This window comes from Lactobacillus sp. B4005 (assembly GCF_026536045.1).
GTDB lineage: Bacteria > Bacillota > Bacilli > Lactobacillales > Lactobacillaceae > Lactobacillus > Lactobacillus panisapium.
Window position 1 is genome coordinate 26,408 of record NZ_JAFNOZ010000006.1, and the last position, 24,317, is coordinate 50,724.

Genomic DNA, 24,317 nt, shown 5'->3' on the forward strand with positions numbered 1-24,317 from the left:
GCCTTTGACTGAAAAATCAAAGGCTTTTTTCTTACTTAAATTAGCTACCAGTACTTTGGTATCTCTGCAAAAAGAGTCGCCATAATTGGTAAATAAGTAAAAAGAATAAAATACAAACTGCCGGAATAATTCCCAGCCAAATCCATTCATGCTCTTGAGCAATTTTTTCTTGCGGAATTGAGGCTACCCAGCCTAGTGGCAACACAAAAGTTAAAACCAATCTAAATCCTTCCGCATAGATTGATAACGGGTACTTGCTCATCTCAAAAAAGTCAAACGTGGTTTCAGCCAAGTCGGCTAAGCCATTAGACCAAAGTGAGACAATATTGCCCAGAATTGCTAAGCTTAAGAAAATTAAAGAAGTAAACACTGAAATAAAAATAAACATCACCGTTATGTACCAGGGATTATGTAACCGAATATCAACCAGCACTAACAATAAAAGTGCAACCAGTAAATCACCCCACGCGTCTTCATCTACACGCTCATTGACTAGCTGGAAAAGCGGGCTAACCGGTTTAATTAGAATCGTATCAAGCTTACCTTGATGAAGATAGTCGGAAATATTAAGCGCATTAATAAAAAAGCAGCGAAAGATTGCAAATGCTAGCGTCGCCAAGGCATAAGTAAGCAGTAATTGCTCAAAACTATAGCCCTTGATTCGTGGTACTAAATTGAAAATAAACCTCAGAGCAACAATATTAAGTACATTCTGAATAATCATGCCAGCAATCGCAAAGTAAAAATCAAGATCATAAACAGCAAGAGATTTTAAATTAACTTTTAAATAGGCAAAAAACAATTTTAGATATCTCATTTTTAGCCTCCTTGAACTACTGTTTTAGTAACTGCATGTTTAAAAAGGTACTTATACACGAAGCTAAATAGTAATAAATATAAAATTTGGATCAGCACTACTTGGCTAAAAAATGACCAAGATGGTGTTTCGGCCAACATTCCGACTGCACCAAACGAATACTGAAACGGCAAATAAGAAGACAGCGTTTTTAAAGCATCTGGATAGAAGTTAGCTGGAAAAACATTTCCGGCAAGAACAAGCAAAACTGCTTCTTTAAAGGTAGAAATTCCCCAAATACTGTATGTATAAAAAGAGAATGTTCCCAGAATTAGTTCTAACTCAAAATATAAAAAGTACGCTAAGCAGCCAGCTACTACGACCATTAATATCGCTGATAAAGAGACTTGGAAGTTTAAGAGCCAAAAATAAAGTACTAAAATGACTAAGCCAATTACTAAAAACTTAGCAATAGAATAACCTAAACTTTCCCAGAGTAACTGAGTTCGAACAGCCAGTGGCTTTAGCAAATCAAGCGCAATATCACCCGAACGTACCTTATCGTTAAGCGTATAGCTAGATTTAGGAAACAAAATCGTTAATAACTGCATTAATAACAGATAACTAACTGTCTGCCGAAAAACTGCGTTTGGCCGTCCTATTAAAACAGCTTTCCACAAAAAATACTGGACAATAAATGAAATTAGCGCTGAAAAAAGCCAAAAAACTAAGGCAGATTTCGATGCAAAACCATTTTTGATACCTATTTTCATTAAGGTCAATCTATATTTCATGGGCATTACCCCCTGCAATACGACTGAGCAAGTATTCAAGCTTATTATTTTTAACTTCAATATTCTCAATTGGAACACTGGCAGTTAATTGGCTCAGAATTTCTTTAATATTTTTTTGTTCAATGTCAGCTAGTTGAAAGTCACCGTTTGTAAGCTGCATTAATTGGGGCCACGTTTGGCGTAAATCAGCATAGTTACTACTGCTACTAGTAAAAGTAATCGTCGCTGGTACTGCTAAATTGGCAATTTTTGCGCTGTCAAGATTGAGCACCAAATCACCCGCATTCATAATCATGATTCGGGAGCATGTCTGCTCCACTTCAATTAGATCATGCGAGGTGAAAATAATTGTTTTATTTGTTAACCTTTTTAAAAAAGCAATCAGACTGTTTTTAGTTAAAACATCTAGACCGATTGTTGGTTCATCAAGAATAATTAGTTCAGGATCATGAATTAAGGCCGCAATAAATTCTGCTTTCATTCGTTGACCTAAACTAAGCGTACGCACTGGCTGACTTAGAAAGTCCTCAGCACCAAGCGTTTTAGTTAATTGGTTCAGCCTGCTATGAAAGTCTTTGTGATCTACCTGGTAAAGTTCCCGGTTTAATAGCAAGGTATCCATTACCGGCAAGTCCCAGCGTAACTGACTTCTTTGCCCAAACACTACACCAATCTTACGGGCATTTATTTGTCGATTATCAACTGGATTCACACCAAAAGTTGTAATTTTACCTTCATTAGGCTGCAAAATTCCTAAGATCATTTTGATTAAGGTGGATTTGCCTGAACCATTTAGGCCGACAAGACCCACATGATCACCTTGATTAATTTGCAAAGAAACATTTTTAACCGCAGCAATAGTTTGTTTCGTTCGGTGAAAAAAGTCGACGGAAGTTACTTTCTGATATTGTTTTGTTAAATTTTCCGTTTTAATTATCATTATGTCTCCACTCAATAAGATTAAACTATCAGTTTCATCCCCACAACGAAATTGACACAACCTATAATGAGCCAGTCACAAAAGTCTTAATTAATTATATCATTTATTTTTAATATTAGCATTTTTATTTAGGCTAACAGAATTAATGCAACATAAAAAGACAAGATTCATCAAATCTTGTCTTCTTAGCTAAATTGAAATTAACTTGTTTAGTTGAATTGCTCAATTGCCCGCACAATCGGTGTATCACCATTAGCTAAATCAAATTGCTGCTTATGCAATCTAGAACTTTCAATAATAGAAGCAACCGTTTCGGCAACATCTGCTCTAGTAATGCTTATATCATCTATTGACTGCGTCAATTGTGAAGCTATCTGAATTTTTCCAGTAGCAGGTTGATTAATTAATCTTGCTGGCCGCAGAATCGTGTAATCCAAAGAACTGTGCAAAAGCCACTCATCAGCATAGTACTTGGCTGCGTAATAATAGCTTTCTGGAGCTCTAGGTGGAACATTATCTGACCAAAAGCCCCGGTCATTGGCCTTAATTGAACTAATCATGATGAACCGACTAACATTTGTCTTTTCAGCAGCATTAATTGCCTTAACCGCACCATCAAGGTCAATCATCATCGTTGCATCCGCACCAGTTTTTCCACCTGAGCCAGCAGCAAATACGACCACGTCAACTCCTTGCATTACCTGTTCAAGTTGTGCTTGTGCTTTTGTCAAATCAACATACGCAGTCATAATATTTTGTTGTTGATATCCTTCTTGTTGGCTAGCTGAGCGCAAGCCCGCAATTACCTGACAGTTTTCCTTTGCTTGTAAAATTTGTACCAACTGCCGACCAATCTGACCGTGTGCTCCAATTACCAAAATTTTCATGGTTTATCTCCCGTTCAATACTAATCTATATTTTCTTTATTTAATCATGGTGACAACTTTTAGGCAATTTAGGCCTGCAAATAAAACGGACAAGTCTCTAATTACCAGTCCTCTTTATTGCTCGCAAACAATTAATTTCATACTTAATTTTGGTCGCTTCTTTTACTATTGGTAGTGCAGAAAAAAGGCCACACCCCGATTGAATATCGGAATACGGCCTTAGCGAATATGAAATAATGTTAACGTCCAATTCTAGAGGTTAACTTCATTCACATAACTAGGACTGGTCTTTTTAATTAATTCGTAACTATGCTAACTGCCTTTAAAGCAGCTACATACAGCCAAATCATTTTGATTTTTTTGGCTCAAACAAAGTCATGCCACGAGTTTCAATTACTTTTTTATACCAATAAAAAGAGTCTTTAGGAATTAATTCACCTGATCCTTTACCATAGTTATCATAATCAACAAAAATAAAGCCATAACGTTTAGTCATTTCTGCCGTGCCAGCACTGATAATATCAAATGGAGCCCATGAACAATAGGCAAAAATATTCGCACCATCTTCAATTGCTTTCAGTACAGCTTTTAAATGTTTCTCAGTATAATCTATCCGATAAGAGTCGTGAACTTTTTTCTCAGCAGTTAAAACATCGTTATAACCAAAACCATTTTCTCCAATCATCATTGGTAAATGGTACCTATCCCAATAAGTTGAAAGCCTTACATACAAACCAGTTGGATTAATTGCCCACCCCCAGTCGTTAGCCTTAAGATAAGGATTTGCCTCCACTTGCTCTGGATCCATTGAATCCTTAGTAGCATCCACAACATTTGAATAATAGTAACTAATACACAAAAAATCAGCTGTATTGTTTTTGATTACCTGTAAATCATCATCCTCAATTTTCAAATTGATATTATTATCTTTAAAATAATTCAAAATGAATTGGGGGTATTTTCCACGAATTGCAACATCACCGAAATAATACTGTAACCGATTTTTTTTAAATGTTCGTAAAGTATCAGCTGGTGACGGAGTTAACGGATCAGAAAGAGAATCTGCAAGCATTACTCCCATTTTCAGGCTAGAATCAAGCTGATGAGCATATTCTGTTACTTGTGCAGATGCTATAAACTGGTGATGAACAGCCTGATATTTAGCTTGCCGATAGTTTTTTACTTTATCTTGCAAAATTCCTAAAGATGCAAAAGCTTCTAAATGAATTAAGTTAATCTGATTGATAACAATCCAATATTTTACCTGTTTATGATACCGTTGGAGAATAACTTTGCTGTAATGAACAAATAGATCAATTAGCTTTCGATTATACCAACCCCCATACTTTTGGACCAAATTAAGCGGTAGCTCATAATGATTGATTGTTACAATTGGCTCTATTCCCTTTTTATGCATATAATTAAACAAATTATCATAGAATTGTAGACCTTTTTCATTTGGCTTATCCTCATCACCATTGGGAAAAATGCGGGTCCATGCAACTGAAAGTCGCAAAGTTTGGCAATTCATTTGAGCCAAAGCATCAATATACTCTTGATAGCGCTCATAAAAATGAACACCCTGCCGCTTAGGATAATAATAGTCACCGTTAATATAGTTGCTTAAAGTTTTTGAATCCATATTATTAAAATGTAGTTCTGTTTTTGGTACATTTGGTAAATATGGTTGAATGTCAGCTGTACTAAGTCCTTTACCATCTTGCTTAAACGCACCTTCTGCTTGATTAGCAGCTATTGCTCCACCAAACATAAATGAATCTGGAAATGTTTCTCTCATTATTAATCCTCCTTATTTTAAATGGATATTAACTTTAGTATTTCAATCATTTTTTGATCACAATTTATCTCACTTGATATTGTCATTAATGTATCTTGTGCATGAGCAAAAAGTGGAGAATAGTCGTACTTAATTCCTTTAGCTTCACTTTGAATAATATTAGTTTGCGCATTATGAGCCTTAACTAATTGTTCGGTTGCCTGTTTTAATTGTTCAGCTGCTTGTTTAAAATTTGTTTTTTTAGCACTATTAAAAGCTTCGTCTGCTAAATTCCTTGCATTTCCCGCATGCATAATAATTTGCATTGAAACTGATATCAACTCATCTGTTTTGCTTTTTTCTTTCATTTCTTCACCTAATTGTTTTGCTTACCTTCCTGTTTGACCAATTGCCGATCATATACTCTAAAAAATGGATACCAAGTTAATAAATAAATAATAAACAAGACCACATACCAAATCACTGCTCGTAAGTCTTCAGTAATCATAACTGAGGAAAATGGTGCAGGAATTTGGCCAATCTGTATCATCTTTGCTGGAATATTTAACCAATGTAGTCGCATAACAATCCATATAACTAATGGACCTGTAATAGCATTAATCCACATTGGAATCATTAAAATCGGTGTCATTACAACCGGAGTAGAAAACATAATTGGTTCATTTATATTAAAAATAGATGGAATCAGGCAAATTCTTCCAATTGCCTTTAACCTAGTTGATTTTGCAAATAACATCAAAATATTAAGGGTTAAAGTTGCCCCCATTCCACCCATTGTAATTAAAGCCGTAGTGAACATTACTTCACTTGTAGCAATATTTGTAGCGGGTTTGCCTGCAGCAACGGCTGCAATATTAGCTGTAATTCCCGCCATAAAGATTGGTGTGGAAACAGCATTAAATGACCAGGAAGAAATACCTAATGTGTATAAAAACGTTGGGATGAGACTCAAAAGCAAAAATCCTGGTAATGTTTGACCAAAATTTTGTAATGGACTAAAAATTAGATTAATTAATTCAAATGGATCTAATTTATTAACAAAAACAATAGTCGAAAAAAGTGCAACATTAATTAAAATAGGGATAATCGTATTAATCCAGCCCACAACGAAATCAGGAATACTAGATTCTTCTAATAAATGAAGTTTGCTCCATAAGTGAAAAACAAGTGCAACTAATAAGCCAGTTAGCATTCCTACTAATAAACCGGTTGCACCAAAACGATTAAATTCAGCTATAAATAATCCCTTTTTGTTAATTACAGGATTAACCGTAATAAAAAAGACTGCTATTGCTGTTAGTCCAGCCATTTGCAAGTATTGTGGATGCTTGAGGTTTTCCATAGCTTCACTAGCAATCAAATATGCAACGATTATTCCTAACATACCAAAAGTAAAATTTGATAGATTTGACAGGTCGGGAAGAACTGGTATATATGACCGAAAAACGTTGTAAAGAAAAATCAATGAACCAGCTAAAATAAAAGGAATAATTTTTTGCATCGATTCTGCAATAGTTGCAATCCAGGGCTTCGTAACAAATTTTTTCATTACAGGAGCGGCTTTGTTAGTCAACCAATCAATTACTTGATTCATGATTATTTCTCCTATTCTTTAAACAAATCATTTTGAATAAATTCAATTAGACCTTTTCCATCAATCATGCCATATATATCGTCAGGGATTACTTCGACTGGTACTTGGTATGGTTTAGCCTGCTTACGAAATTCCTTCAATTTTTGTGAATAATGTGGACCGATTAGCAAACCATCAATGGAAGGTAAAAATGAAGATACTTCTGTTTCACTTCTTGCTTCAATTTGATAATCTTTTTTCATCTTTTTAGCTGCTTTACGCGCACTAGTTGCTAAAAAGCCACTAGACATACCCATTCCGCAGACTAGTAAAATTCTTTTTGTTTCAGACATCTTAAGCCTCCTAGGTTTTAAATTTTAAGAACAAGTTTATTATTGCTAGCTATATTCAAAATTTCCTCTTACTTTTTTCCTATATGCTGGAAACATTTTATTTCCTAACAAGTAGAAAAAAACGAGTTGAATGAACTCGTTGTATCGATAAAATTAGGTTGTATAGTGAAACACACCGATTTCCAAAGGAGGTTAAGCGTGCAAGATAAATTAAGTGAATTGATTAAAATTCTTTTAAAAAATGAAGATACTGTTATTAGCAGCACGTTGGCGGCAGAGCTTCAGGTTTCAGCAAGAACAATTAGAAATTATGTTCATGAGATTAATGGTTTAGGAGATAATGACGTAATCAAAGCAAATAATAATGGCTACTATATTAGCAATAAACTTGCTGCCACAGAGTTATTGCGAATTCAGCAACAAGTAGGGACACATATTCCTCAAAATAGCAGTGAAAGATTTACTTATATTGTTCAAAAATTATTGAGAAATAATTCCTTGGATTCCTTTAGCTTAGCTAATGAATTATATATCTCCTACGGTACTTTAAAGCGAACTATCCTATACAGTAATAAAAAACTCGAGCGCTGGAAAATAAAAATAAGTTCTGCTCATGATCAACTTTCTTTATTAGGCAATGAAAGTAGTAAAAGACAACTTTTTAGTTATCTGATTTACCGAGAAAACACGGGGAATTTACTAAACAGTAATTACTTAAAAGAATCTTTTGGTCAGGAAGCAACATCCAAAATACAAACAATGATTAATCAAATCATTGATCATTATAATTTACGACTTAATGAATTCTCTTATAATAATTTACTACTGCACTTATTAATTTTGGTCTCAAGATTAGCAATTGGTAAAACAATCAATCAACCAGTAACCACATCTGATTCAAAAGTTGGTCCATACACCAAAGATTTAGCTAAGCTAATTGAAAAAAATTTTTCTGCTAATATAACTTCTTCTGAAATCCAAGAAATCGATATTTTGTTTAAATCCAATGCTAACTTGTACTCTGAACTTGTTGATCAAAAATATTTTGCACCAACCTTTAGAGAAAAAGTGCAGACTATTATTAATAAAGTCGAAAGTATGTATCTTGTTAATCTCCATTCTCAGACATTTATTCGTCCATTTTCAATTCATCTTTATAATCTAATTTACCGATTAAAGCATCATTCTGTGCTACACAATCCCATCAAAATCGATATTAGTAATAACTTTCCTTTAATTTACGACATTGCTACTTATGTTGCTTTTCAAATTAACGAATTGTGGCATTTTAAAATAGCAGAAGACGAAATTGCCTTTATTGCGCTCCATATTGGTGCAGAAATCGAACGGCAAAAGCAAGCGCCCGAAAAATTAAAAGCTGCAATAATTATTCCCACCTACCTAAATATAGGTGAACAAGTATTTGATTTTTTCCGTCGTAATTTTTCAAAGGATATTTCAATCGTTAAGCAATCAGACCAAATTTTTGATAATGATAATTTATCCACTTATGATTTAGTCTTTTTAATTATGATTTCAAATGAAAAGAATCAACTTAATAGTCGCTATATTCAATTAGATCCTTTTCAATTAAACGAACAAAAAGGGAAGATTCAAGCTGCTATTGGACAAGCAACTTTACATCGTAAGAAAGAACTATTTAAAGAGAATGCAACTAACTTTTTTACTAATGACTTATTCTGGAATCTTAATCAAAATACAACAAAGAAGAAATTAACTAAGGACATTTGTAATAAAATGAAGTCTTTAGGAATCATTGCCCCTAATTTTTACCAAGAAATTTTACAAAGAGAAGCGATGGGTTCAACTGCTTTTAAACAAATTGCTATTGTTCATCCCATGGATTATAATGCAAAACAAACTAAAGTGGCAGTTGCCCTATCGCAAACAGGTATCAAATGGGACAATAAAGTAGTAAATATTATTTTTATTATCTCAATTTCAAAAGAATATAAAGACGAATTTCGCAATATTTATGAAAATCTCATGGCCTTTCTATCAGATAAACAGACCTTTAAGAAAGTACTATCAGCGCAAACAATTGAGGAATTTTATATGAACTTATTATCTTAGCCACTTGCTTTAAACAAACTAAATTTAAAAACCTAAATAACTATTATTTTTATGTATATTCCTGCAATATTATATCTAAATAATTTAACTGCTTATTTTTCTTGTTCAATTGAAGTAAAAACCTCGTAATTAAGCTTTTTTACTCAAAACAACTGATTTGCTAAAATGTAATATTTGTTATAATTAAGTTTGAATTGATGGCAAATTGTTTTGAGGGCGGTTGGCTGTTTCACTTGAAAGGAGAGGGTGCCTATGGTACGAAATCTTTTAGAAAGGTGTACAGTCAATGAGCGTATACCATGCACTAGAATTAGAGCTGGCATTTGCCACGTTTATTATTGTCTTGTTGACGTATATCGACAAACGCAAATAAACAAAAAGACCGTCCCAACAATAACTTTGGCGAGTTATGGGACAGGTCTTTTTGATTAACCAATAACTTTTAGTCAACCGCCTTTAAAGCGGCTGCTTGAAATTCAGATAAGAGGTCTTGCCTTTGCAAGACTTCTTTTTCTTTATAACTATATTTTAGCATGGGTAAATCAATTTTGCACAAGAAGTTAATCAAGTTCTTGATTAATTTATTTGAGTTAGTCTTTTTTTCCATATGGTTTATCAAATTAATTAAGCTTTTCTACTTAAAATAATTGCTTATAGATTAGCTAGATTTTTCTTTTTCGGTGCCTGTTTTGGACTAGTTGCATCGCCTTCTTGGTAACCAAAGAAGTAGGTTAGTAAAAAGGCAGCAATAATTGTCACGATTGAAGCAATCCAGAAGTTAAGCAGATTGTTCGGATTGCCTTGCCCTGCTTTAGCAACAAATGATGGAAAACCAATCAAACTACCAGTAAAGCCATACATATCAACTTTTAGTAGGCCATTGACTAAGCCACCGATTGCTGCCCCGATGCTAGAAGTGATAAAGACGCGACCATATTTTAGGTTGACCCCATACATCGCTGGTTCAGTGATACCAACTGCTGCTGAAATAGCTGCACTAAGTGATAAACCTTTTAATTCAGGATTATGCTTAGTCTTAAACCAAACGGCTAAGGCACCAGCACCCTGCGCAATCATCGTTACCGAAACGATTCCGTTCAAAACACTGTGTCCGGTAGATGCAATGTCATTGGCAATAATTGGGATGACCGCCCAATGCAGACCAAAGATAACCAGAACTTGGTAGAATGCACCAATAATCAAACCAGACAATGCGGTGTTAACAGTTAATAACCATTGCAGAACTGTTGCAATTCCTTCAGAAATAAAGGAAATCACTGGCCCTACGATAATTAAAACCGTCATCCCAACTAAGAAAATTTCAACCAAAGGGGTAAAAATCTGCCGTAATGTAACTGGCATCCATTTTTTAATCCACGGTTCAATTTTGGCAGCCATCCAAGCCGCAAAAATCATCGGAAAGATTGAATAGGTGTATTGCGGAATATGAATTGGAATACCGAAGAAGTTAGCATTAATCCCTACACCAGCAAGGAAATAACTAAACTTGCCACTAGCATAAATTTTTACTAAATCAGGATAAATTAGGAAACCACCAATAATAGCAACAATAACTGGATTAGAGCCTAATTTTTGGGCTGCAGTAAAGCCAACGATTAAAGGCAAAAAGTAAAAGGCTGCATCCCCCATCGCATTAATAATGGTATATGTTGGCGAATTCGTCGACATGTGGCAAAAATTGGTTAAGATATTAAGAATACCTTTTAACATACCACTGGCAGCTAACAACCCAATTACCGGCATCATTGATCCCGTAATAACCCCGATTAATTGGAAGAAGGCATTCTTGATTTTGCCACCAAAACTCAAGTTTTGTTTAGCAGCTGAATTGTCAACGGTGCCGGTTTGTTCTTGGACCGCAAAATCTGGCCCTAGCAGCTTAATCACTTCGTCATAAACATCGTCAACAGTTTGCCCAATCACAACTTGGTACTGGTTATTAGCACGGGCTACGTCTAAGACTCCACTTATTTGACTAACTTCATCGTCATTAGGAATGCTGTCGTCTTTTAAAGTAAAGCGCAACCTTGTAAAACAATGAATAACGCTCTTAACATTATCTGCACCGCCTACTGCATCAACGATTGCTTTAGCCGTTGTTTGGTATTTTGATTCCTTAGAATTTTTCGTCGCTTGATTTGCTTCTTTCAGGGTAACTACTGCGGCACAATCTCCTGCAGAAACTTGCCCCTTTTTAAGCTCAATATCAGCTAAAATTGTTGCCGTATTGGTTACCGCAACAATTACCGTGTTTTCCTTACCAGCTGCACTAATTGCATCTAAGTCCATTTCCCCTAAGCTCTGACCAGCCTCAACTTGGTCATTTGCTTTGACGCTAATCGTAAATGGCTTGCCGTCAAGTTCAACTGTATCAATACCCAGATGGATTAGTACCTCCATGCCTTCAGCTGTTTTGAAACCTATTGCATGCTTAGTCTCAGCAACCATCACTACCTGACCACTCACAGGGGAAACAATTTCTCCCGAACTAGGCTTTAACGCGAAGCCTTCACCCAGTGTCTTTTGCGCAAAAACTGGATCACTAACATCGCTGAGATTAATAACCTCGCCAGCAGTTGGTGCCAGCAATTTAATCTTCTTATTCATCTTTCAACCTCTTTTGCTTATCTTGCCTATTACGATAATGATATCGCTTTCTTATAAATTATATAGCTTGTATAGACAAGTGTCAATTAGTTATTTGTGACTATTGCAAGCTCAATATTTTCATTATCTTTTTTCTTCTGCTTAATAAAGATGGTTGAATAGACAATCTATTTCGTTGCTAACGATAAATAAGAGGCAAGTATCTTCTAGCTAATTAAAGTTCTGCTAAGCAAATCATAGCCAAAAAGTTTCACATGAAACCAACAAAAAAGGCCCTATTGATAGATCATCTTAGTTTAGTTGCACTTTGTTTTCTATTGGCAAGATTTTTGCATGCGCTGCTTCTCGAAATCTTGAATAAACCTGATAAATTGATGCGATAGCCTTTGATCATTATTTTTTTGCATAATCATTATTAAATCAACTGTCGGCTCCCATTCTAGCGGCACATATGTCAAACTGGCATCAAGCTCGGCGTAGATACAATACAGTCCTACTGCAATTCCCTGACCACTTTTAATAAGGATATTAAGAGACGGTAAATCGCTCGCATAAGTAACATTTAGTTGATCATTTAGCTGAATCAGGCGATTCTGCAAATTAATTAAGTCAACCGCCGCCCAATTACCATCTAAAAACAACATTCTTTCGCCCTGAAAGTCGTCTAATTTTAATGAGGACCGTTTACTAAGAGGATTAGCTTTAGGTACAATTGCTTGAAAAGTTTCCGACTCAATCTGATAGCTTTTAATACTACTTAAATCCGCACTCTCTTTACTAGTAGTGATCATTACGTCTAATTCACCTGCCAATAGACGCTGCTTTAACTCGTTATGGGTTAGATTTTCTAAAACAAATTTTACTTCCGGGTGAATTTTTTTAAATTGTTTAATCCAAATCGGCAGATACAAATCATTAAAAAGAGAATACGAATAACCAAGAGTTATCTGTGAGCTATCAGCCGCATTCTCTTTCTGAATATCTTGCACCGCGGAATAATAACTATTAATAAGAGGTCTAATTTTCTGGCAAAACGCTCGGCCGTTTGGCGTAACATGTACAGACCGCTTATTACGATTAAACAATTTTACTCCTAGCTCGTCCTCAATTGCATTGATATCGTTAGTAACCGTTGGCTGCGTTACGTGCATCATTTTAGCGGTTTGCGTAAAATTCTGTGTTTCAACTAGATTTATAAATGTTACTAATCGTTTAATATCCATCGTATTTTCCTTATAAGTAATTCCTATTATTAATAACTGATATTAATTTCACTTATAAGTATAAATAAAATATACTTTTGGTGTAATTGAATTTGGAAAAATTATGGAGGATTAAAAATGGTTGAACATACGGAAGAGTCCACTAGTAGTTGGGTTACTGAGACTTCTAAAAAAGTTAATGCTGCTAAAGGTTCAGATTACGTTGAACTAGATCAAGGCTTAATGACGGTTGACCAAATTGATGCGGTTTTTAACTGCTTGCCACTTGAACTGATTACAATCGATAAAGATGATCGCTACGTATACTGCAATAATGAAATTCCAAAGAAGATGCTTTTATCACCCCGCTGGCCAGAAAAATTAGGACAAACTTTGGCTCAAGTTCATCAAAGTTCTTCTCTGCCCCATGTTCAAGCAATCATGGATTATGCCAAAACGGGCAAGACCTATGAGCTAGTAAAGCCGAGTGAAAATGAATACATGGTTGCTTCGTTCAAGGATATGAAGGATAAAAATGACCAATACGCTGGCGTAACAGAATGGATTGTTGATTTATTACCGATTATTAACTGGTACCTAGATCAAACTGGCCAAAAATTGGTGCCTGATGAAACTAAGAAAATGGTAGATGCTAGTTCAGGTGCCTCTAAACATGCTTAATTAATAAAAACCACCATAATAAATAATGATATAACATCAAAATTAAATAATTTAATAAAATGTAGTTAGGGACTAGCCTCCAATATTCTGTGGGAGCTAGTCCCTTTATCATTTAGAAAAATATTCCTGATATTTTCTCTTTATTCTAATCGTATCTACATGAATCTCATGGTTATCATTCATGAGGCAGATCTAAAATTAAAGTTAACTCATGAAAATTGGCTAATATTGACAGTCACGATTATTTCTCTTTATGAATCATAAAAAGCTTCTATTTCTATTATAGATATATGTCATATATAATTTTTCTGTGGTAATTGTTTTAAAACATTGTAGCAACAGAAAGGATTTAATATGTAAATTTTTAATGTATTAAAGATAATTATTGATGTCATTAATTCAACTAGTAATATTGGTCAGATTCTGCCAAAAAGAGAGCTGCTTTTTCTGTCTCAGCTCTATCAATTCAAAGACTTCAATTTTGCAACAAATTACAAAATTTAGACACTTGAATAGTGATTTCAGAAAACTAATGATTGTAAAGGTGAAAAAATGTTAGATAAATTTCAATGGAAGAAATGGATTTTGCCACTAGGAGCTGGTATTATTTTGTGGCTTTTAACCCCAGTTAGGCCAACAGAAATTAATGTCCAGGCTTGGCAACTGTTTGCAATTTTTATTGCAACAATTATTGCTTGTGTGACCAAGCCATTGCCAATGATGGCAACGACAATTATTGCGGTAGTCATCGCCACGCTTACCGGCATTCTCAAAATGAACGAAGTAACCGCAGGCTTTGGTAATCCTACACCGTGGATGGTCGTAATGTGCATGTTTCTGGCTACTGGTCTTATTAAATCAGGGCTAGGAAAAAGAATTGCCTATCTTTTTGTAAAAGCTTTTGGAAAAAGGACCTTGGGTTTGGCCTATGCTCTATCCTTGGTTGAAACAATTTTGGCAATTGGCATGCCAAGCGATAACGCCCGTGTTAACGGTATTATGTACCCAATAATTGATAACCTCTCAAAAGAAATGGGTTCAGATCCTAAAAAAGGAACTGAACGTGATATAGGATCTTATTTAGTTTTTAATGAATATGAAATTAATATCGTAACTTCAACGATATTTCTGACTGGTCTTCCTGGCAACTTAGTTGCCCTCGGAATTGCAAAAACTCAAAATATTTCCTTTTCTTGGATGCAATGGTTTCTTGCCGCAATCGTTCCTGGCATAATTTCATTACTTGTTGTTCCATTCGTTTTGTACAAAATCTATCCGCCTAAAATCAAGAAAACGCCTAATGCTCATGCTTGGGCAGACGGAAGGCTAAAAGAATTAGGCAAGATGACCCCGGCGGAAAAGATTATGAGCTTTGACTTTCTTCTTGGCATTACTCTGTGGTTAGTTGGACCTACAATTGGTATTGATGCAACACAAGTTAGTTTCATTGCCGTTGCTGTTTTGTTAATTTTCGGGGTTATCAACGTTAAAGATCTTCTCAACCAAAGCTTTGCTTGGAACCTTTTGACATGGTTATCCATCATCATGTTGATGTCGCAAAAATTGATGGCGCTAGGATTTTTCCCATGGTTCTCAAAAACTTTGGGGAATACGCTTCATGGAATGAACTGGATCTTGGTTTTAGTGATTTTATACCTGGCTTATTTCTACCTGCACTATCTGTTTCCTAGCGTATTAACACAAATTTCTGCACTTTATGCTGGTTTCTTATCAATTGCCGTCGGTGCAGGGGTACCGCCAGTACTTGCTGCAATAATGCTAGGCTTTGACGGATCATTATATTTGTCAACTTCAAGCTATTCTGCAGGCCCTGCTGCTATGCTTTCCTCTACTGGCTATGTTTCAAACAAAGATTGGTGGACCCTAAGTGCGATTATCGGGGTTGTACTCAACGTCATTTGGCTGGGCGGTGGCCTACTTTGGACTAAAGTAATCGGTATGTGGTAAGCAAGAGCAAAAATTATCAAGTAAAAAATATTTAAAGGAGATACAAACATGGCAAAAGAACATAAATTTCAATGGGATGCTGTTTATGATGTAGTTGTTGTTGGTTTTGGCGGTGCTGGAGCAACCGCTGCACGGTTTGCTGCAGATAAAGGAGCAAAGGTACTCCTAGTTGACAGTGCCCCAGAAGGACATGAGGGTGGCAATACCCGCTATGCTGGTCAATTAGTTGGGGCAGGAACCGATTATGATGCATTAAAAAAGTATCATGAAAGTTTAGCTGCTCCACTTAAGCCCGATAAAGAGCCTTTTGAGAATCTAATTAGAGGCATGGCAAATATGGGAGAGTATTTTGAAAAGTATTTGGGTGTAAAAGCAGTAAGTAGAAAAGAGCTTATTGCTAAAAAGCCTTCCACCCTTCATGTAACTGAATACCCTGAATTGCCTGGTGCCGATTCCTATGACCATTATCTAGTTCATGAAGGAACCGGTGACTCTGCACTATGGAAACTATTACGCCAAAAAGTTTTAGATCGGTTGGATAAAATTGATGTGTGGTACAGTAGTCCAGCTAAGCACCTCATTCAGGATGGTTTCTCTAAAGTTGTACTAGGTGTCCAGATTGAACGTGATCAAGTTTTACGCAACATTAAAGCCAACAGTGGTATTGTTTTATCAACTGGTGGCTTTGAAAATAATAAAGAAATGATTCAAATTTTCCTTCAATCACCTTATTTATCCCCTATTGGCTCACTTTACAATAAAGGTGATGGTATCAAATTACTTGAAGAAGTTAACGCACAATTATGGAATATGCGTTCATTTGAATCTCTTGGTCAATTCCATGGTCTATCACTTCGGCAAAAAGAAGGCGTTCGCTCTACTTACACCAACAGAGGATATGCTTTCTGGTCAGAAATTTATAAAGGCAGCTCAATTGTTGTCGGTGATGATGGTACACGCTACTTTGACGAATCCCAAAGAAACCGTCATGGACATATTTATAATCACGGTGACTGGGTCGTTCCACTAAATCAAAACCATCCTTACATGATTTTTGATCAAAGAAAATATGACGAACTAGCTAATGAACCTGAAGGTGACTGGAAAGTCCCACATTACCTGGATCATGCAATTAAATGCAATACCATTGTGGACTTGGCAAAAACTATTAATAAAAAGCCTGAAATTCTCACAAATACTATTGAAGAATTCAATTTCATGGCTCAGCAAGGCAAAGATTATGCATATCACCGTGATCCGCAAACGCTACGTAAATTTAGTAAAAAAGGCCCTTACTATGCCATTGCTTTACGTCAAAACATACTTAATACTCAAGGTGGTGGTCGACGTGATGGTCATGCTCAAGTTCTTGACCCAAGCAATGAACCGATTCCGCACTTATATGAAGCAGGTGAGTTGGGTTCCCCATTTGTCAATAAATACACAGGTGGTGGAAATATCGCAGATTGCCTGATTTCTGGCAAAATTGCTGGTGAAAATGCTGCAGCTGATAAGAATGATTTACCTGAAAGCTTTGAAAATATATTTACTGCCGGCATTAACAGCAACTTCAATCCTACAAGTGATGAAGCTGAATGCCACTATGAAACTGGTAAAAATCAGTACCTGGGCTTCAGCAGCAAAGGTATGGGCGACGGCGTTGTTGTTCGCACTACCATAGATGAACAAGGTAAAATTAAAAAAGTTGAGATTCTAAAGCAGTCTGAAAGTGATGACTATGGTCAAAAAGCGGTTAAAGAGCTACCAGAAAAGATAGTTGAACAAAATAGTTATGAAGTAGATGCCGTATCTGGTGCATCACAAACAAGTCGAGCTATCAAAGAAGCTGTTAAGGATTCACTAGATAAAGCTAAGAGGTAATATATTTATTTTTTATCCAGATAAAATTAACCCTTCAGATTACCCAACCTGAAGGGTTTTTATGCAAGGCTTACTCATGACGTATTCAGACAAGGGGTTTATTCCTGCCTGATAAAAAGCATTTTTTCGTATTACAAAATTTAATAATTTAATATGGTTTCATTTTTTTGTAAATCCTTCTGAATAGACTTAATGAATTTTTTAACCACTTGTCTGTTGTTTCCCTTTTTAATAACTGCACCATAGGTTACTCCCAAGTCTGCTTTCAAGGGAATGTGTACTACTTCTTCACTTTGTTTTTTATAAACGAAATCCAACCCCATTGTGATCCCCTGTAAAGCACCTGCCAGAATAGAGGCACTCATTCTGTTATTAGTATAAGTGACATGCATATTTGTATTTGCATTAATTAACTTGCTTTGTAAATCAATCATCTCAACTCCCGTCCAGTTGTTATCAACAAATATCATATTTTGCTCTGAAAAATCATTAAGTGCTAATTCCTGTTTGCCAGCTAACGGATTATTGTTAGGCACGATAGCAAAGAATTTGCCTTCAGTTAACGGATAGAATTTCGTATGTTTAAGATCCTTGGCATCTCCCTTACTGGTTAAAAATACATCAATATTTTCGCTTTCCAAGTATTGTTTTAACTTATTATGATCTAAAATTGTTACATTAAACCTTACTTTAGGGTATGTTAAATTGAATTTTCTTATCCATCTAGGTAAAACCTCTATATTATACGGAGTTACCATACAGCCAATATTAATAACGCTTGCTTTTTCTTTTTCATCATCCTGAATGCTCTGCAATGCCACATAATATTTATTAATTAATGGTTTAATCTGATTATAAAAAATCATTCCCTTTTTGGTTGGGACTACATTTCTTTTATTACGAATAAATAGTTGCTGGCCTATTTCATCTTCGATCGCCTTAATTATATAGCTAACACTTGGCTGAGTGAGGTTTAAAGCATGTGCTGTTCGGGTAAAATTCTGTGTTTCAACTACATTTACAAAAATTCTTAGTTTACTAATATCCATAACCTTTGTCCTTTATCAAAAATGCATTTATTTTTATTATAGACAAAAAACTTTGATAAATATTAATCCTAAAAGTGAAATCTTGGCAGTTTTCATGAGATATAATGTTTTATGCCAAACATCTATTTGTATAAGGTTACAGACACACTTAAAAACTTTTGCTAATTTTTTTAAAACTACTATGAATTAGTTCAATAAACTTATTCAGAGCTTCGCTATTACCCTCTTTCATATATGCAATGCCATAATATATAGTTTTCGAATAATTCAAACTTACCGCATGCACAAAGTGCAATCTGTCATTGTATATATGCTTAGGTAAGAAGCAAATTCCCAACCCTGATTGAACCATAATCATTGCCGACTGGATATTATTTGCCCTTATAAATCTTGATTCTTTGCAAACCTTAATAGCTTCATTTTGTAATTTGATTAGCTCAGGACCACTGTTGCTATCATCCATTAAGATTAAAGGATAGCCATCCAATTTTGCCAGTTTGATATTTCTCCCTTCAATATCAAAGTCACTAGGAATTAATGCCTTAAAATTGCCCCGGCCAATTGGTGTGAAATCAATATTATTATCATCAGCTATATCATCCTTAGTAGTAAATATTAGATCAATGTTGCCATCTTTTAAACCTCTATGAAGTTCATTATGCTGAACGTTTTGAATATAGACATGAATTTTCTTATTTTTTTCTTTAAATTCATGAATTAATTCTGGAATACGCTTTATTTCATATGGCGTTCCCGTATACCCGATTCTGAGACTATCAAAGTGTTGCTGATATGAATTTCTGACTTGAGTAACTGCATTATCATAAGCAATCAAAATCGTACTTACTTGTTCAGCGAATAGCCGACCATCCGTAGTAAATTTAACTTGTTTATTATTTCTTATTATCAACTTTACCTTTAGTTCTCTTTCTAAAGAGTCAATTATCTTAGAAACTGCTGGCTGCGTTATACCTATTAATTTAGCTGTCTTCGTAAAATTAAGTGTCTTGGATAAATCAACAAAAACTCGTAAATGTTCAATTTTCATAAGTTATCATCCTTTTATTCCATTTCGTTATTTATTATAACTTTGTGTTCTTTTACTTTAAGCGCTTTCTTTAATAATATATAGCATATAAACCATATACAATCAATAACTGGAGGTTATTATAATGAATAAAAGACTTGAAGGAAAAGTAGCTATAATTTCGGGCGGTACTTGTGGTATTGGCTTGGCAATTGCTAAAGAATTCGTCAAGGAAGGTGCTAGGGTAGTTATCGGTGCACGTTTCAAAGATGAAGAATGTTTAGAATTTCTAAATGAAAATCCTGCAGATGCAGATTATATGAAACTTCAGGTTAAAGATGAAGATAACTGGATAAAAGTTGTTAAAGACACAGTCGCTAAATACGGGCATTTAGATATTGTTGTAAATGATGCCGGGATTGGCGATAAAGAAGGTTTTGGCCCGCAAACTATTGATAGAGAATCAAAAGAAAATTGGGACGAAATTATCGGTGTCAACTTAACTGGTACTTTTTTAGGCATCAAGCATGGGATGGCTGAAATGGAGAAAGAGGGACGTGGTGGTTCAATAATTAATATTTCATCAATTGAAGGTTTTGTTGGTTATTCCACTGCAGCTGCCTATAATGCATCTAAGGGTGGTGTCAGATTAATGACTAAATCAGCTGCTCTTGACGCTGGTACTTTAAAGAATAATGTCAGAGTTAATTCAGTTCATCCTGGTTACGTTAAAACCAGAATTTTACCGAAAGATATTTGGAATCAAATCACTCCTACAATTCCAGCTGGTCGTATAGGCGAACCCAAGGACATTGCTGGAATCTGTGTATTTCTTGGTTCAGATGAATCTTCTTATGCTACAGGTGCAGAATTTGTAATTGATGGTGGCGTGATTGCGCAGTAATATTAAGAATGCATTTAGAAAGGAGCATAAATTATGACACAATATAGTGCTGAAGCAAAAGGATTTCACGGCGTAATTAAAGCTGTGGTTGATATTAACAAAAATAATGGCGAAATTAACCAAATTTGGGCAGAAAACGTAACCCCGAATACGGTTGGTGCAGCCGGAATTGATAATTGGCTAAAAGAGGCTAACAACCAAAAATCAGTTGAGGTTGATGCTATTTCCGGTGCTTCCATTTCCACAGGTGCATTGCGAAAAGCTGCAATTGAAGCCGTACAAAAATCTGGCGCGATTGCAATTAAAAACAGCATGGATACTGTCAGTGGTGCTTCTCAAGCAGACTCGCACACAAAAGAAAAAGATAGCGGAGTTCGTAAACCCGCAAACTATCCATTAATCAAAGAAAAAATGTTTGATTATGATGTAGATGACTACGCCGGTGAATACGACCTGATTGTTGTTGGCTCAGGTGGAGCAGGTCTGTCTGCTGCTGCAACCGCTGCTGAAAACAATGCTTCTGTTATGATCATTGAAAAGCAAGGTATCGCCGGTGGCACCACTAACTATTCCGGCGGTGTCATTCAAGCAGCTGGAACTGATTTACAAAAAGAAACCACTAAGTTCCAAACTGACTGTCCCGAAAATCATGAAAAAGAATATATGAAGGCCGGTGAAGGTCGCGTTTATCAAGAATTAGTTCATGATTTTACGCAAAATTCACCCAAGAACATTGACTGGCTAGCAAAAATGGGTATTAAGTGGAACAATGTTTATGGTCATACGGAAATCCCATATGCTAAAGATTATTTTGCCGATCGTATCCACGTTTACGAAGGTGGCGGCATGAGCGGTAATGGCATCATTTTGACACAGCATCTTCTGAAATACGCTTTAAATCTCGGGGCAAAAATCACTTATAATACTGCAGCAGTGGGCTTAATTAACACTGATGATAGTCAGCGCAAAGTTTGCGGTGTCGTTATCGAGGGCAAAGACCGCCAGCTTAAATACTTGAAAGCTCGTCAAGGCGTCATTTTGGCTACAGCTTCAATTGACCAGAACTTGGCTCTGGCTAAAGACCTGAGCCCACAGCATTACGAAGACGTTAAAGCTCATCATTGCTGGTCTGTTTCTACAGACCGTGGTGACGGCATCGTGATGGGCATGTCTGTTGGTGCAGCAGTTACTGGCTTTGGTGGCACAATTGACTTTGATGCCCGCACAGGAAATGGTACTGATGATCGAGTTCCCACCATCCCTTCAATTTTTGTCAATGGTAATGGTTTAAGATTCGTCAACGAGGATGCTACTTATGCTTATGAATTCAGAGCTATTTTTAACCAAGAAAAGTTGTTGGATAAACCAACTTATCAAATTTTTGGTAAAAGTTCTATATCGGGTAGCTCCAGTCCGTGGAATGAAGAATCTCTGGCAAATGATGTAAAAAACGGATTGGTAATTAAAGCGGATACTATCGCCGACTTAGCACAAAAAATTAATATTCCGGTAGAAAACCTTGTTAATAGTGTTAATACTTGGAATAAAAATGCCGCAGAGGGTACAGACCCAGAATACGAAAGAACTGTTGGCGTTGAGCCGTTTTCCGGCCCATACTTTGCTTATCGCAATACGCCGGGCAACCTTGGCGCAATTGGTGGCTTAAAAATCAACCAAAAGTGCAACGTACTTGATGTATATAACCAGCCAATTAATGGACTCTACGCTGCGGGACTCAATGCTGGCGGCTGGATTGGTTCATACTATCCAGGCTCTGGTACAGCAATCGGCGGTATTGTTCATCAGGGACGCCGTGCAGCAAAGTCGATTTTAGGGTTAGAATAAAAATTCAGGCAAAAGGTGTCCCTATTTGGGGATGCTTTTTATATTTACAAAAAAGGAAACTAAAAATGTTAACTTCGCAAATTAAAAATTTTAAGTGGCAAGATGAATATGACGTTATTGTAATTGGCTTTGGCGGAGCCGGTGCTACGGCCGCAAGATTTGCCGCAGATAAAAATTGCCGTGTTCTATTAACCGATGTTGCTCCAGCAGGGCATGAAGGTGGCAACACACGCTATTGCGGCCAAATGATTGCCGGTACAAAAAACAGGGATTCATATAAAAAATATTATTCGCAGATGACTGCACCCTTTGAGCTCGATGAAAAAGTCATTGACACTTTTGTTGACGGCGTTGCCAACATGCAGGATTATTTAGTGAAATACTTAAGCGCTAAACCTTTTAGTTTCTTAGACCATAAATCAAGCCCGGTTGTGCAGTCGGTTATCAATGATTTCCCTGATTATCCGGATTACCCAGGAGCTTCTGAATATGATATGTATACGGTTCATGATGGTAAGCAAATCGAAGACGGTGCTTTATGGAAAGCTGTTAGAAATGAAGTGCTGAAACGTCTTGACCGCATTACTGTTTGGTATGATTCCCCCGCTGTTCATTTACTGCAAAATTCCAGCGGAAGAGTTGTGGGGGCTGTGATTAAAAGAAAAAAACATGATATTTATGTTCATGCTAAAAAAGGCGTAGTTCTTACTGCTGGTGGATTTGAAAATGACCCCAAGCGCATTCAAGACTTTTTAGGAGTTCCAAAGATGGTGCCAATGGGTACGCTCTATAATAAAGGCGATGCAATTAAGTTGAGCACCGAAGCTGGCGCTGATCAGTGGCATACGGGCATCTTTAACGGCGGTGGCCTTTACCACGGCTTGACTTATGCCGTTACTGACGGTGAACGTGGCATCTTGTCTTTCACATGGCCGCAACTTTATACTGGCAGTATTTTTGTGGTGGGTAATGATGGTACGCGTTACTTCCCTGAGGACCAGCACTCTAAGGCAGGCTATCTCTTTATTCATGGTTTTGGCAGACACCCATACCTGACTACACAGTCCTGGATAATTTTTGACGAAAAGCAAAGAAAGCAATTAGAGCAGATCCAGGATCCTGCCTTGCAAAATGCGCTAAAGACGGCAATCAGTGCTGCTTCTGTTTCTCAACTAGCTGATAAGTTGAAATTTGACGTTGCTACCTTTAAGCAGACAGTCCGTGATTTTAATGAACTTGCAAAGTTAGGTAAAGATTACCCGTTCGGCAGGAAAGGCGAAACTATGACTTCGCTTGATGATGGCAAAATTTATGCAATCAGGTTGCAACCAGCGGCACTAAATACTCAAGGCGGCCCGCGCAGAAATGAAAAAGCCGAAATTCTGCGATCAGATGGTTCAGCCATTAAAGGGCTGTATGGTGCTGGCGAAGCCGGAAGCATCATCACTAATCAATATCAAGCTGGTCAAGATGTCGCAGAACTGCTTATTTTTGGTAAAATTGCCGGTGAAAATGTTGCGCGCGAAGACAACGATCTTGTCAGCAGCATTTCACCTCTAGCAAAAGAATTTTTAATGAGTGACGAAAAGCCGGTTGATTATCACGCCAATGCTAATCAATATCTTGGTAAAAGCGACCAAGGCATGGGCAATGAGTTTGTTGTTAAAGTTACCGTGAATGACAATAAAAGCAAGATTGAGAAGATTGAAGTGGTTAAACAAAGTGAGACTAAAGAAATAGGTCAAAAAATCATTCGTCCTTTGCTCAACAATATAGTGAAGGCAAACTCAACTGATGTCGATGCAGTTTCAGGTGCTTCGTTAACTTCCAATGCCATTAAAAGTGCCGTAAATGATGCACTTGCTAAGATTAAGTAATCTTTTAGATATAAAAATGA

At 36.2% G+C, this 24,317-nt stretch carries 20 protein-coding genes; 8 read left to right on the plus strand and 12 right to left on the minus strand.

The window, feature by feature from the left end; all coding sequences use genetic code 11:
• Positions 1 to 40: 40 nt before the first annotated feature.
• The 8 genes from J3U73_RS09355 to J3U73_RS09390 form a co-directional block, all read right to left on the minus strand.
• On the minus strand, positions 41 to 817 hold the full coding sequence (locus tag J3U73_RS09355) for an ABC transporter permease (protein WP_267410275.1): 777 nt from the start codon (positions 815 to 817) through the stop codon (positions 41 to 43).
• Positions 818 to 819: 2 nt separating this feature from the next.
• Positions 820 to 1,590, minus strand: a complete 771-nt coding sequence (locus tag J3U73_RS09360; protein WP_267410276.1) for an ABC transporter permease — start codon at positions 1,588 to 1,590, stop codon at positions 820 to 822.
• The gene (locus J3U73_RS09365) at positions 1,580 to 2,530 is read right to left on the minus strand and encodes an ABC transporter ATP-binding protein (RefSeq protein ID WP_267410278.1); all 951 of its coding nucleotides are present in this window, start codon (positions 2,528 to 2,530) and stop codon (positions 1,580 to 1,582) included. Before J3U73_RS09365 ends, J3U73_RS09360 begins: the two co-directional genes overlap by 11 nt.
• 209 nt (positions 2,531 to 2,739) lie before the next feature.
• Positions 2,740 to 3,417 (minus strand): SDR family oxidoreductase, encoded by a 678-nt coding sequence (locus tag J3U73_RS09370; protein ID WP_267410279.1) that lies wholly within the window; start codon positions 3,415 to 3,417, stop codon positions 2,740 to 2,742.
• Between the two features lie 346 nt (positions 3,418 to 3,763).
• Positions 3,764 to 5,215, minus strand: coding sequence for a glycoside hydrolase family 1 protein (locus J3U73_RS09375; protein WP_220268893.1), 1,452 nt, complete (start codon positions 5,213 to 5,215; stop codon positions 3,764 to 3,766).
• A gap of 17 nt (positions 5,216 to 5,232) precedes the next feature.
• A complete protein-coding gene (locus J3U73_RS09380) occupies positions 5,233 to 5,562 on the minus strand; it encodes a PTS lactose/cellobiose transporter subunit IIA (protein WP_220268891.1) in 330 nt (109 codons plus the stop codon).
• An 8-nt stretch (positions 5,563 to 5,570) separates the two neighbouring features.
• Positions 5,571 to 6,809 (minus strand): PTS sugar transporter subunit IIC, encoded by a 1,239-nt coding sequence (locus J3U73_RS09385; RefSeq protein ID WP_220268890.1) that lies wholly within the window; start codon positions 6,807 to 6,809, stop codon positions 5,571 to 5,573.
• Between the two features lie 11 nt (positions 6,810 to 6,820).
• Positions 6,821 to 7,141 carry a PTS sugar transporter subunit IIB gene (locus J3U73_RS09390; protein ID WP_267394005.1) on the minus strand — a complete coding sequence of 107 codons (321 nt, stop codon included), beginning with the start codon at positions 7,139 to 7,141 and terminating at the stop codon, positions 6,821 to 6,823.
• 198 nt (positions 7,142 to 7,339) lie between these two features.
• Between J3U73_RS09390 and J3U73_RS09395 the strand changes: the two genes are divergently transcribed.
• The gene (locus tag J3U73_RS09395) at positions 7,340 to 9,235 is read left to right on the plus strand and encodes a BglG family transcription antiterminator (protein WP_267410280.1); all 1,896 of its coding nucleotides are present in this window, start codon (positions 7,340 to 7,342) and stop codon (positions 9,233 to 9,235) included.
• Between the two features lie 286 nt (positions 9,236 to 9,521).
• Positions 9,522 to 9,608: a putative holin-like toxin gene (locus J3U73_RS10920; RefSeq protein ID WP_220269653.1), complete on the plus strand. Its 87-nt coding sequence runs from the start codon at positions 9,522 to 9,524 to the stop codon at positions 9,606 to 9,608.
• Positions 9,609 to 9,886: 278 nt separating this feature from the next.
• Here J3U73_RS10920 and J3U73_RS09400 read toward each other — a convergent pair whose 3' ends face one another.
• Both J3U73_RS09400 and J3U73_RS09405 read right to left on the minus strand, forming a co-directional pair.
• Entirely contained in the window at positions 9,887 to 11,863 is a 1,977-nt protein-coding gene (locus J3U73_RS09400; RefSeq protein ID WP_267410281.1) for a glucose PTS transporter subunit IIA, read from the minus strand.
• 314 nt (positions 11,864 to 12,177) lie between these two features.
• Positions 12,178 to 13,086 carry a LysR family transcriptional regulator gene (locus J3U73_RS09405; RefSeq protein WP_267410282.1) on the minus strand — a complete coding sequence of 303 codons (909 nt, stop codon included), beginning with the start codon at positions 13,084 to 13,086 and terminating at the stop codon, positions 12,178 to 12,180.
• Between the two features lie 117 nt (positions 13,087 to 13,203).
• Here J3U73_RS09405 and J3U73_RS09410 point away from each other — a divergent pair, with 117 nt between their 5' ends.
• The 3 genes from J3U73_RS09410 to J3U73_RS09420 all read left to right on the plus strand — a co-directional run bounded on the left by J3U73_RS09410 (position 13,204) and on the right by J3U73_RS09420 (position 17,595).
• On the plus strand, positions 13,204 to 13,746 hold the full coding sequence (locus J3U73_RS09410; protein ID WP_220268878.1) for a PAS domain-containing protein: 543 nt from the start codon (positions 13,204 to 13,206) through the stop codon (positions 13,744 to 13,746).
• A gap of 552 nt (positions 13,747 to 14,298) precedes the next feature.
• A complete protein-coding gene (locus J3U73_RS09415; RefSeq protein WP_267394012.1) occupies positions 14,299 to 15,714 on the plus strand; it encodes a DASS family sodium-coupled anion symporter in 1,416 nt (471 codons plus the stop codon).
• A gap of 48 nt (positions 15,715 to 15,762) precedes the next feature.
• The gene (locus tag J3U73_RS09420; protein ID WP_267394014.1) at positions 15,763 to 17,595 is read left to right on the plus strand and encodes an FAD-dependent oxidoreductase; all 1,833 of its coding nucleotides are present in this window, start codon (positions 15,763 to 15,765) and stop codon (positions 17,593 to 17,595) included.
• Positions 17,596 to 17,735: 140 nt separating this feature from the next.
• Here the strand turns inward: J3U73_RS09420 and J3U73_RS09425 are convergent, their stop codons facing one another.
• The gene (locus J3U73_RS09425; RefSeq protein ID WP_267394017.1) at positions 17,736 to 18,644 is read right to left on the minus strand and encodes a LysR family transcriptional regulator; all 909 of its coding nucleotides are present in this window, start codon (positions 18,642 to 18,644) and stop codon (positions 17,736 to 17,738) included.
• Positions 18,645 to 18,792: 148 nt separating this feature from the next.
• Positions 18,793 to 19,692 (minus strand): LysR family transcriptional regulator, encoded by a 900-nt coding sequence (locus tag J3U73_RS09430; protein ID WP_220268871.1) that lies wholly within the window; start codon positions 19,690 to 19,692, stop codon positions 18,793 to 18,795.
• Positions 19,693 to 19,816: 124 nt separating this feature from the next.
• On the opposite strand from J3U73_RS09430, the gene J3U73_RS09435 reads away from it, so the two are divergent.
• The 3 genes from J3U73_RS09435 to J3U73_RS09445 all read left to right on the plus strand — a co-directional run bounded on the left by J3U73_RS09435 (position 19,817) and on the right by J3U73_RS09445 (position 24,297).
• Positions 19,817 to 20,575: an SDR family oxidoreductase gene (locus J3U73_RS09435; protein WP_220268869.1), complete on the plus strand. Its 759-nt coding sequence runs from the start codon at positions 19,817 to 19,819 to the stop codon at positions 20,573 to 20,575.
• Positions 20,576 to 20,608: 33 nt separating this feature from the next.
• Complete coding sequence (locus tag J3U73_RS09440) at positions 20,609 to 22,420, plus strand: FAD-dependent oxidoreductase (protein WP_267410283.1); 1,812 nt, start codon at positions 20,609 to 20,611, stop codon at positions 22,418 to 22,420.
• A gap of 65 nt (positions 22,421 to 22,485) precedes the next feature.
• Positions 22,486 to 24,297, plus strand: coding sequence for an FAD-binding protein (locus J3U73_RS09445; protein WP_267410284.1), 1,812 nt, complete (start codon positions 22,486 to 22,488; stop codon positions 24,295 to 24,297).
• Positions 24,298 to 24,317: the final 20 nt, after the last annotated feature.

Excerpts from the sequence above, each read along its gene's own strand:
- J3U73_RS09355 (WP_267410275.1), bottom strand. The coding sequence starts at position 817 with ATGAGATATCTAAAATTGTTTTTTGCCTATTTAAAAGTTAATTTAAAA.
- J3U73_RS09360 (WP_267410276.1), bottom strand. The coding sequence starts at position 1,590 with ATGAAATATAGATTGACCTTAATGAAAATAGGTATCAAAAATGGTTTT.
- J3U73_RS09365 (WP_267410278.1), bottom strand. The coding sequence starts at position 2,530 with ATGATAATTAAAACGGAAAATTTAACAAAACAATATCAGAAAGTAACT.
- J3U73_RS09370 (WP_267410279.1), bottom strand. The coding sequence starts at position 3,417 with ATGAAAATTTTGGTAATTGGAGCACACGGTCAGATTGGTCGGCAGTTG.
- J3U73_RS09375 (WP_220268893.1), bottom strand. The coding sequence starts at position 5,215 with ATGAGAGAAACATTTCCAGATTCATTTATGTTTGGTGGAGCAATAGCT.
- J3U73_RS09380 (WP_220268891.1), bottom strand. The coding sequence starts at position 5,562 with ATGAAAGAAAAAAGCAAAACAGATGAGTTGATATCAGTTTCAATGCAA.
- J3U73_RS09385 (WP_220268890.1), bottom strand. The coding sequence starts at position 6,809 with ATGAATCAAGTAATTGATTGGTTGACTAACAAAGCCGCTCCTGTAATG.
- J3U73_RS09390 (WP_267394005.1), bottom strand. The coding sequence starts at position 7,141 with ATGTCTGAAACAAAAAGAATTTTACTAGTCTGCGGAATGGGTATGTCT.
- J3U73_RS10920 (WP_220269653.1), top strand. The coding sequence starts at position 9,522 with ATGAGCGTATACCATGCACTAGAATTAGAGCTGGCATTTGCCACGTTT.
- J3U73_RS09400 (WP_267410281.1), bottom strand. The coding sequence starts at position 11,863 with ATGAATAAGAAGATTAAATTGCTGGCACCAACTGCTGGCGAGGTTATT.
- J3U73_RS09405 (WP_267410282.1), bottom strand. The coding sequence starts at position 13,086 with ATGGATATTAAACGATTAGTAACATTTATAAATCTAGTTGAAACACAG.
- J3U73_RS09410 (WP_220268878.1), top strand. The coding sequence starts at position 13,204 with ATGGTTGAACATACGGAAGAGTCCACTAGTAGTTGGGTTACTGAGACT.
- J3U73_RS09415 (WP_267394012.1), top strand. The coding sequence starts at position 14,299 with ATGTTAGATAAATTTCAATGGAAGAAATGGATTTTGCCACTAGGAGCT.
- J3U73_RS09420 (WP_267394014.1), top strand. The coding sequence starts at position 15,763 with ATGGCAAAAGAACATAAATTTCAATGGGATGCTGTTTATGATGTAGTT.
- J3U73_RS09425 (WP_267394017.1), bottom strand. The coding sequence starts at position 18,644 with ATGGATATTAGTAAACTAAGAATTTTTGTAAATGTAGTTGAAACACAG.
- J3U73_RS09430 (WP_220268871.1), bottom strand. The coding sequence starts at position 19,692 with ATGAAAATTGAACATTTACGAGTTTTTGTTGATTTATCCAAGACACTT.
- J3U73_RS09435 (WP_220268869.1), top strand. The coding sequence starts at position 19,817 with ATGAATAAAAGACTTGAAGGAAAAGTAGCTATAATTTCGGGCGGTACT.
- J3U73_RS09440 (WP_267410283.1), top strand. The coding sequence starts at position 20,609 with ATGACACAATATAGTGCTGAAGCAAAAGGATTTCACGGCGTAATTAAA.
- J3U73_RS09445 (WP_267410284.1), top strand. The coding sequence starts at position 22,486 with ATGTTAACTTCGCAAATTAAAAATTTTAAGTGGCAAGATGAATATGAC.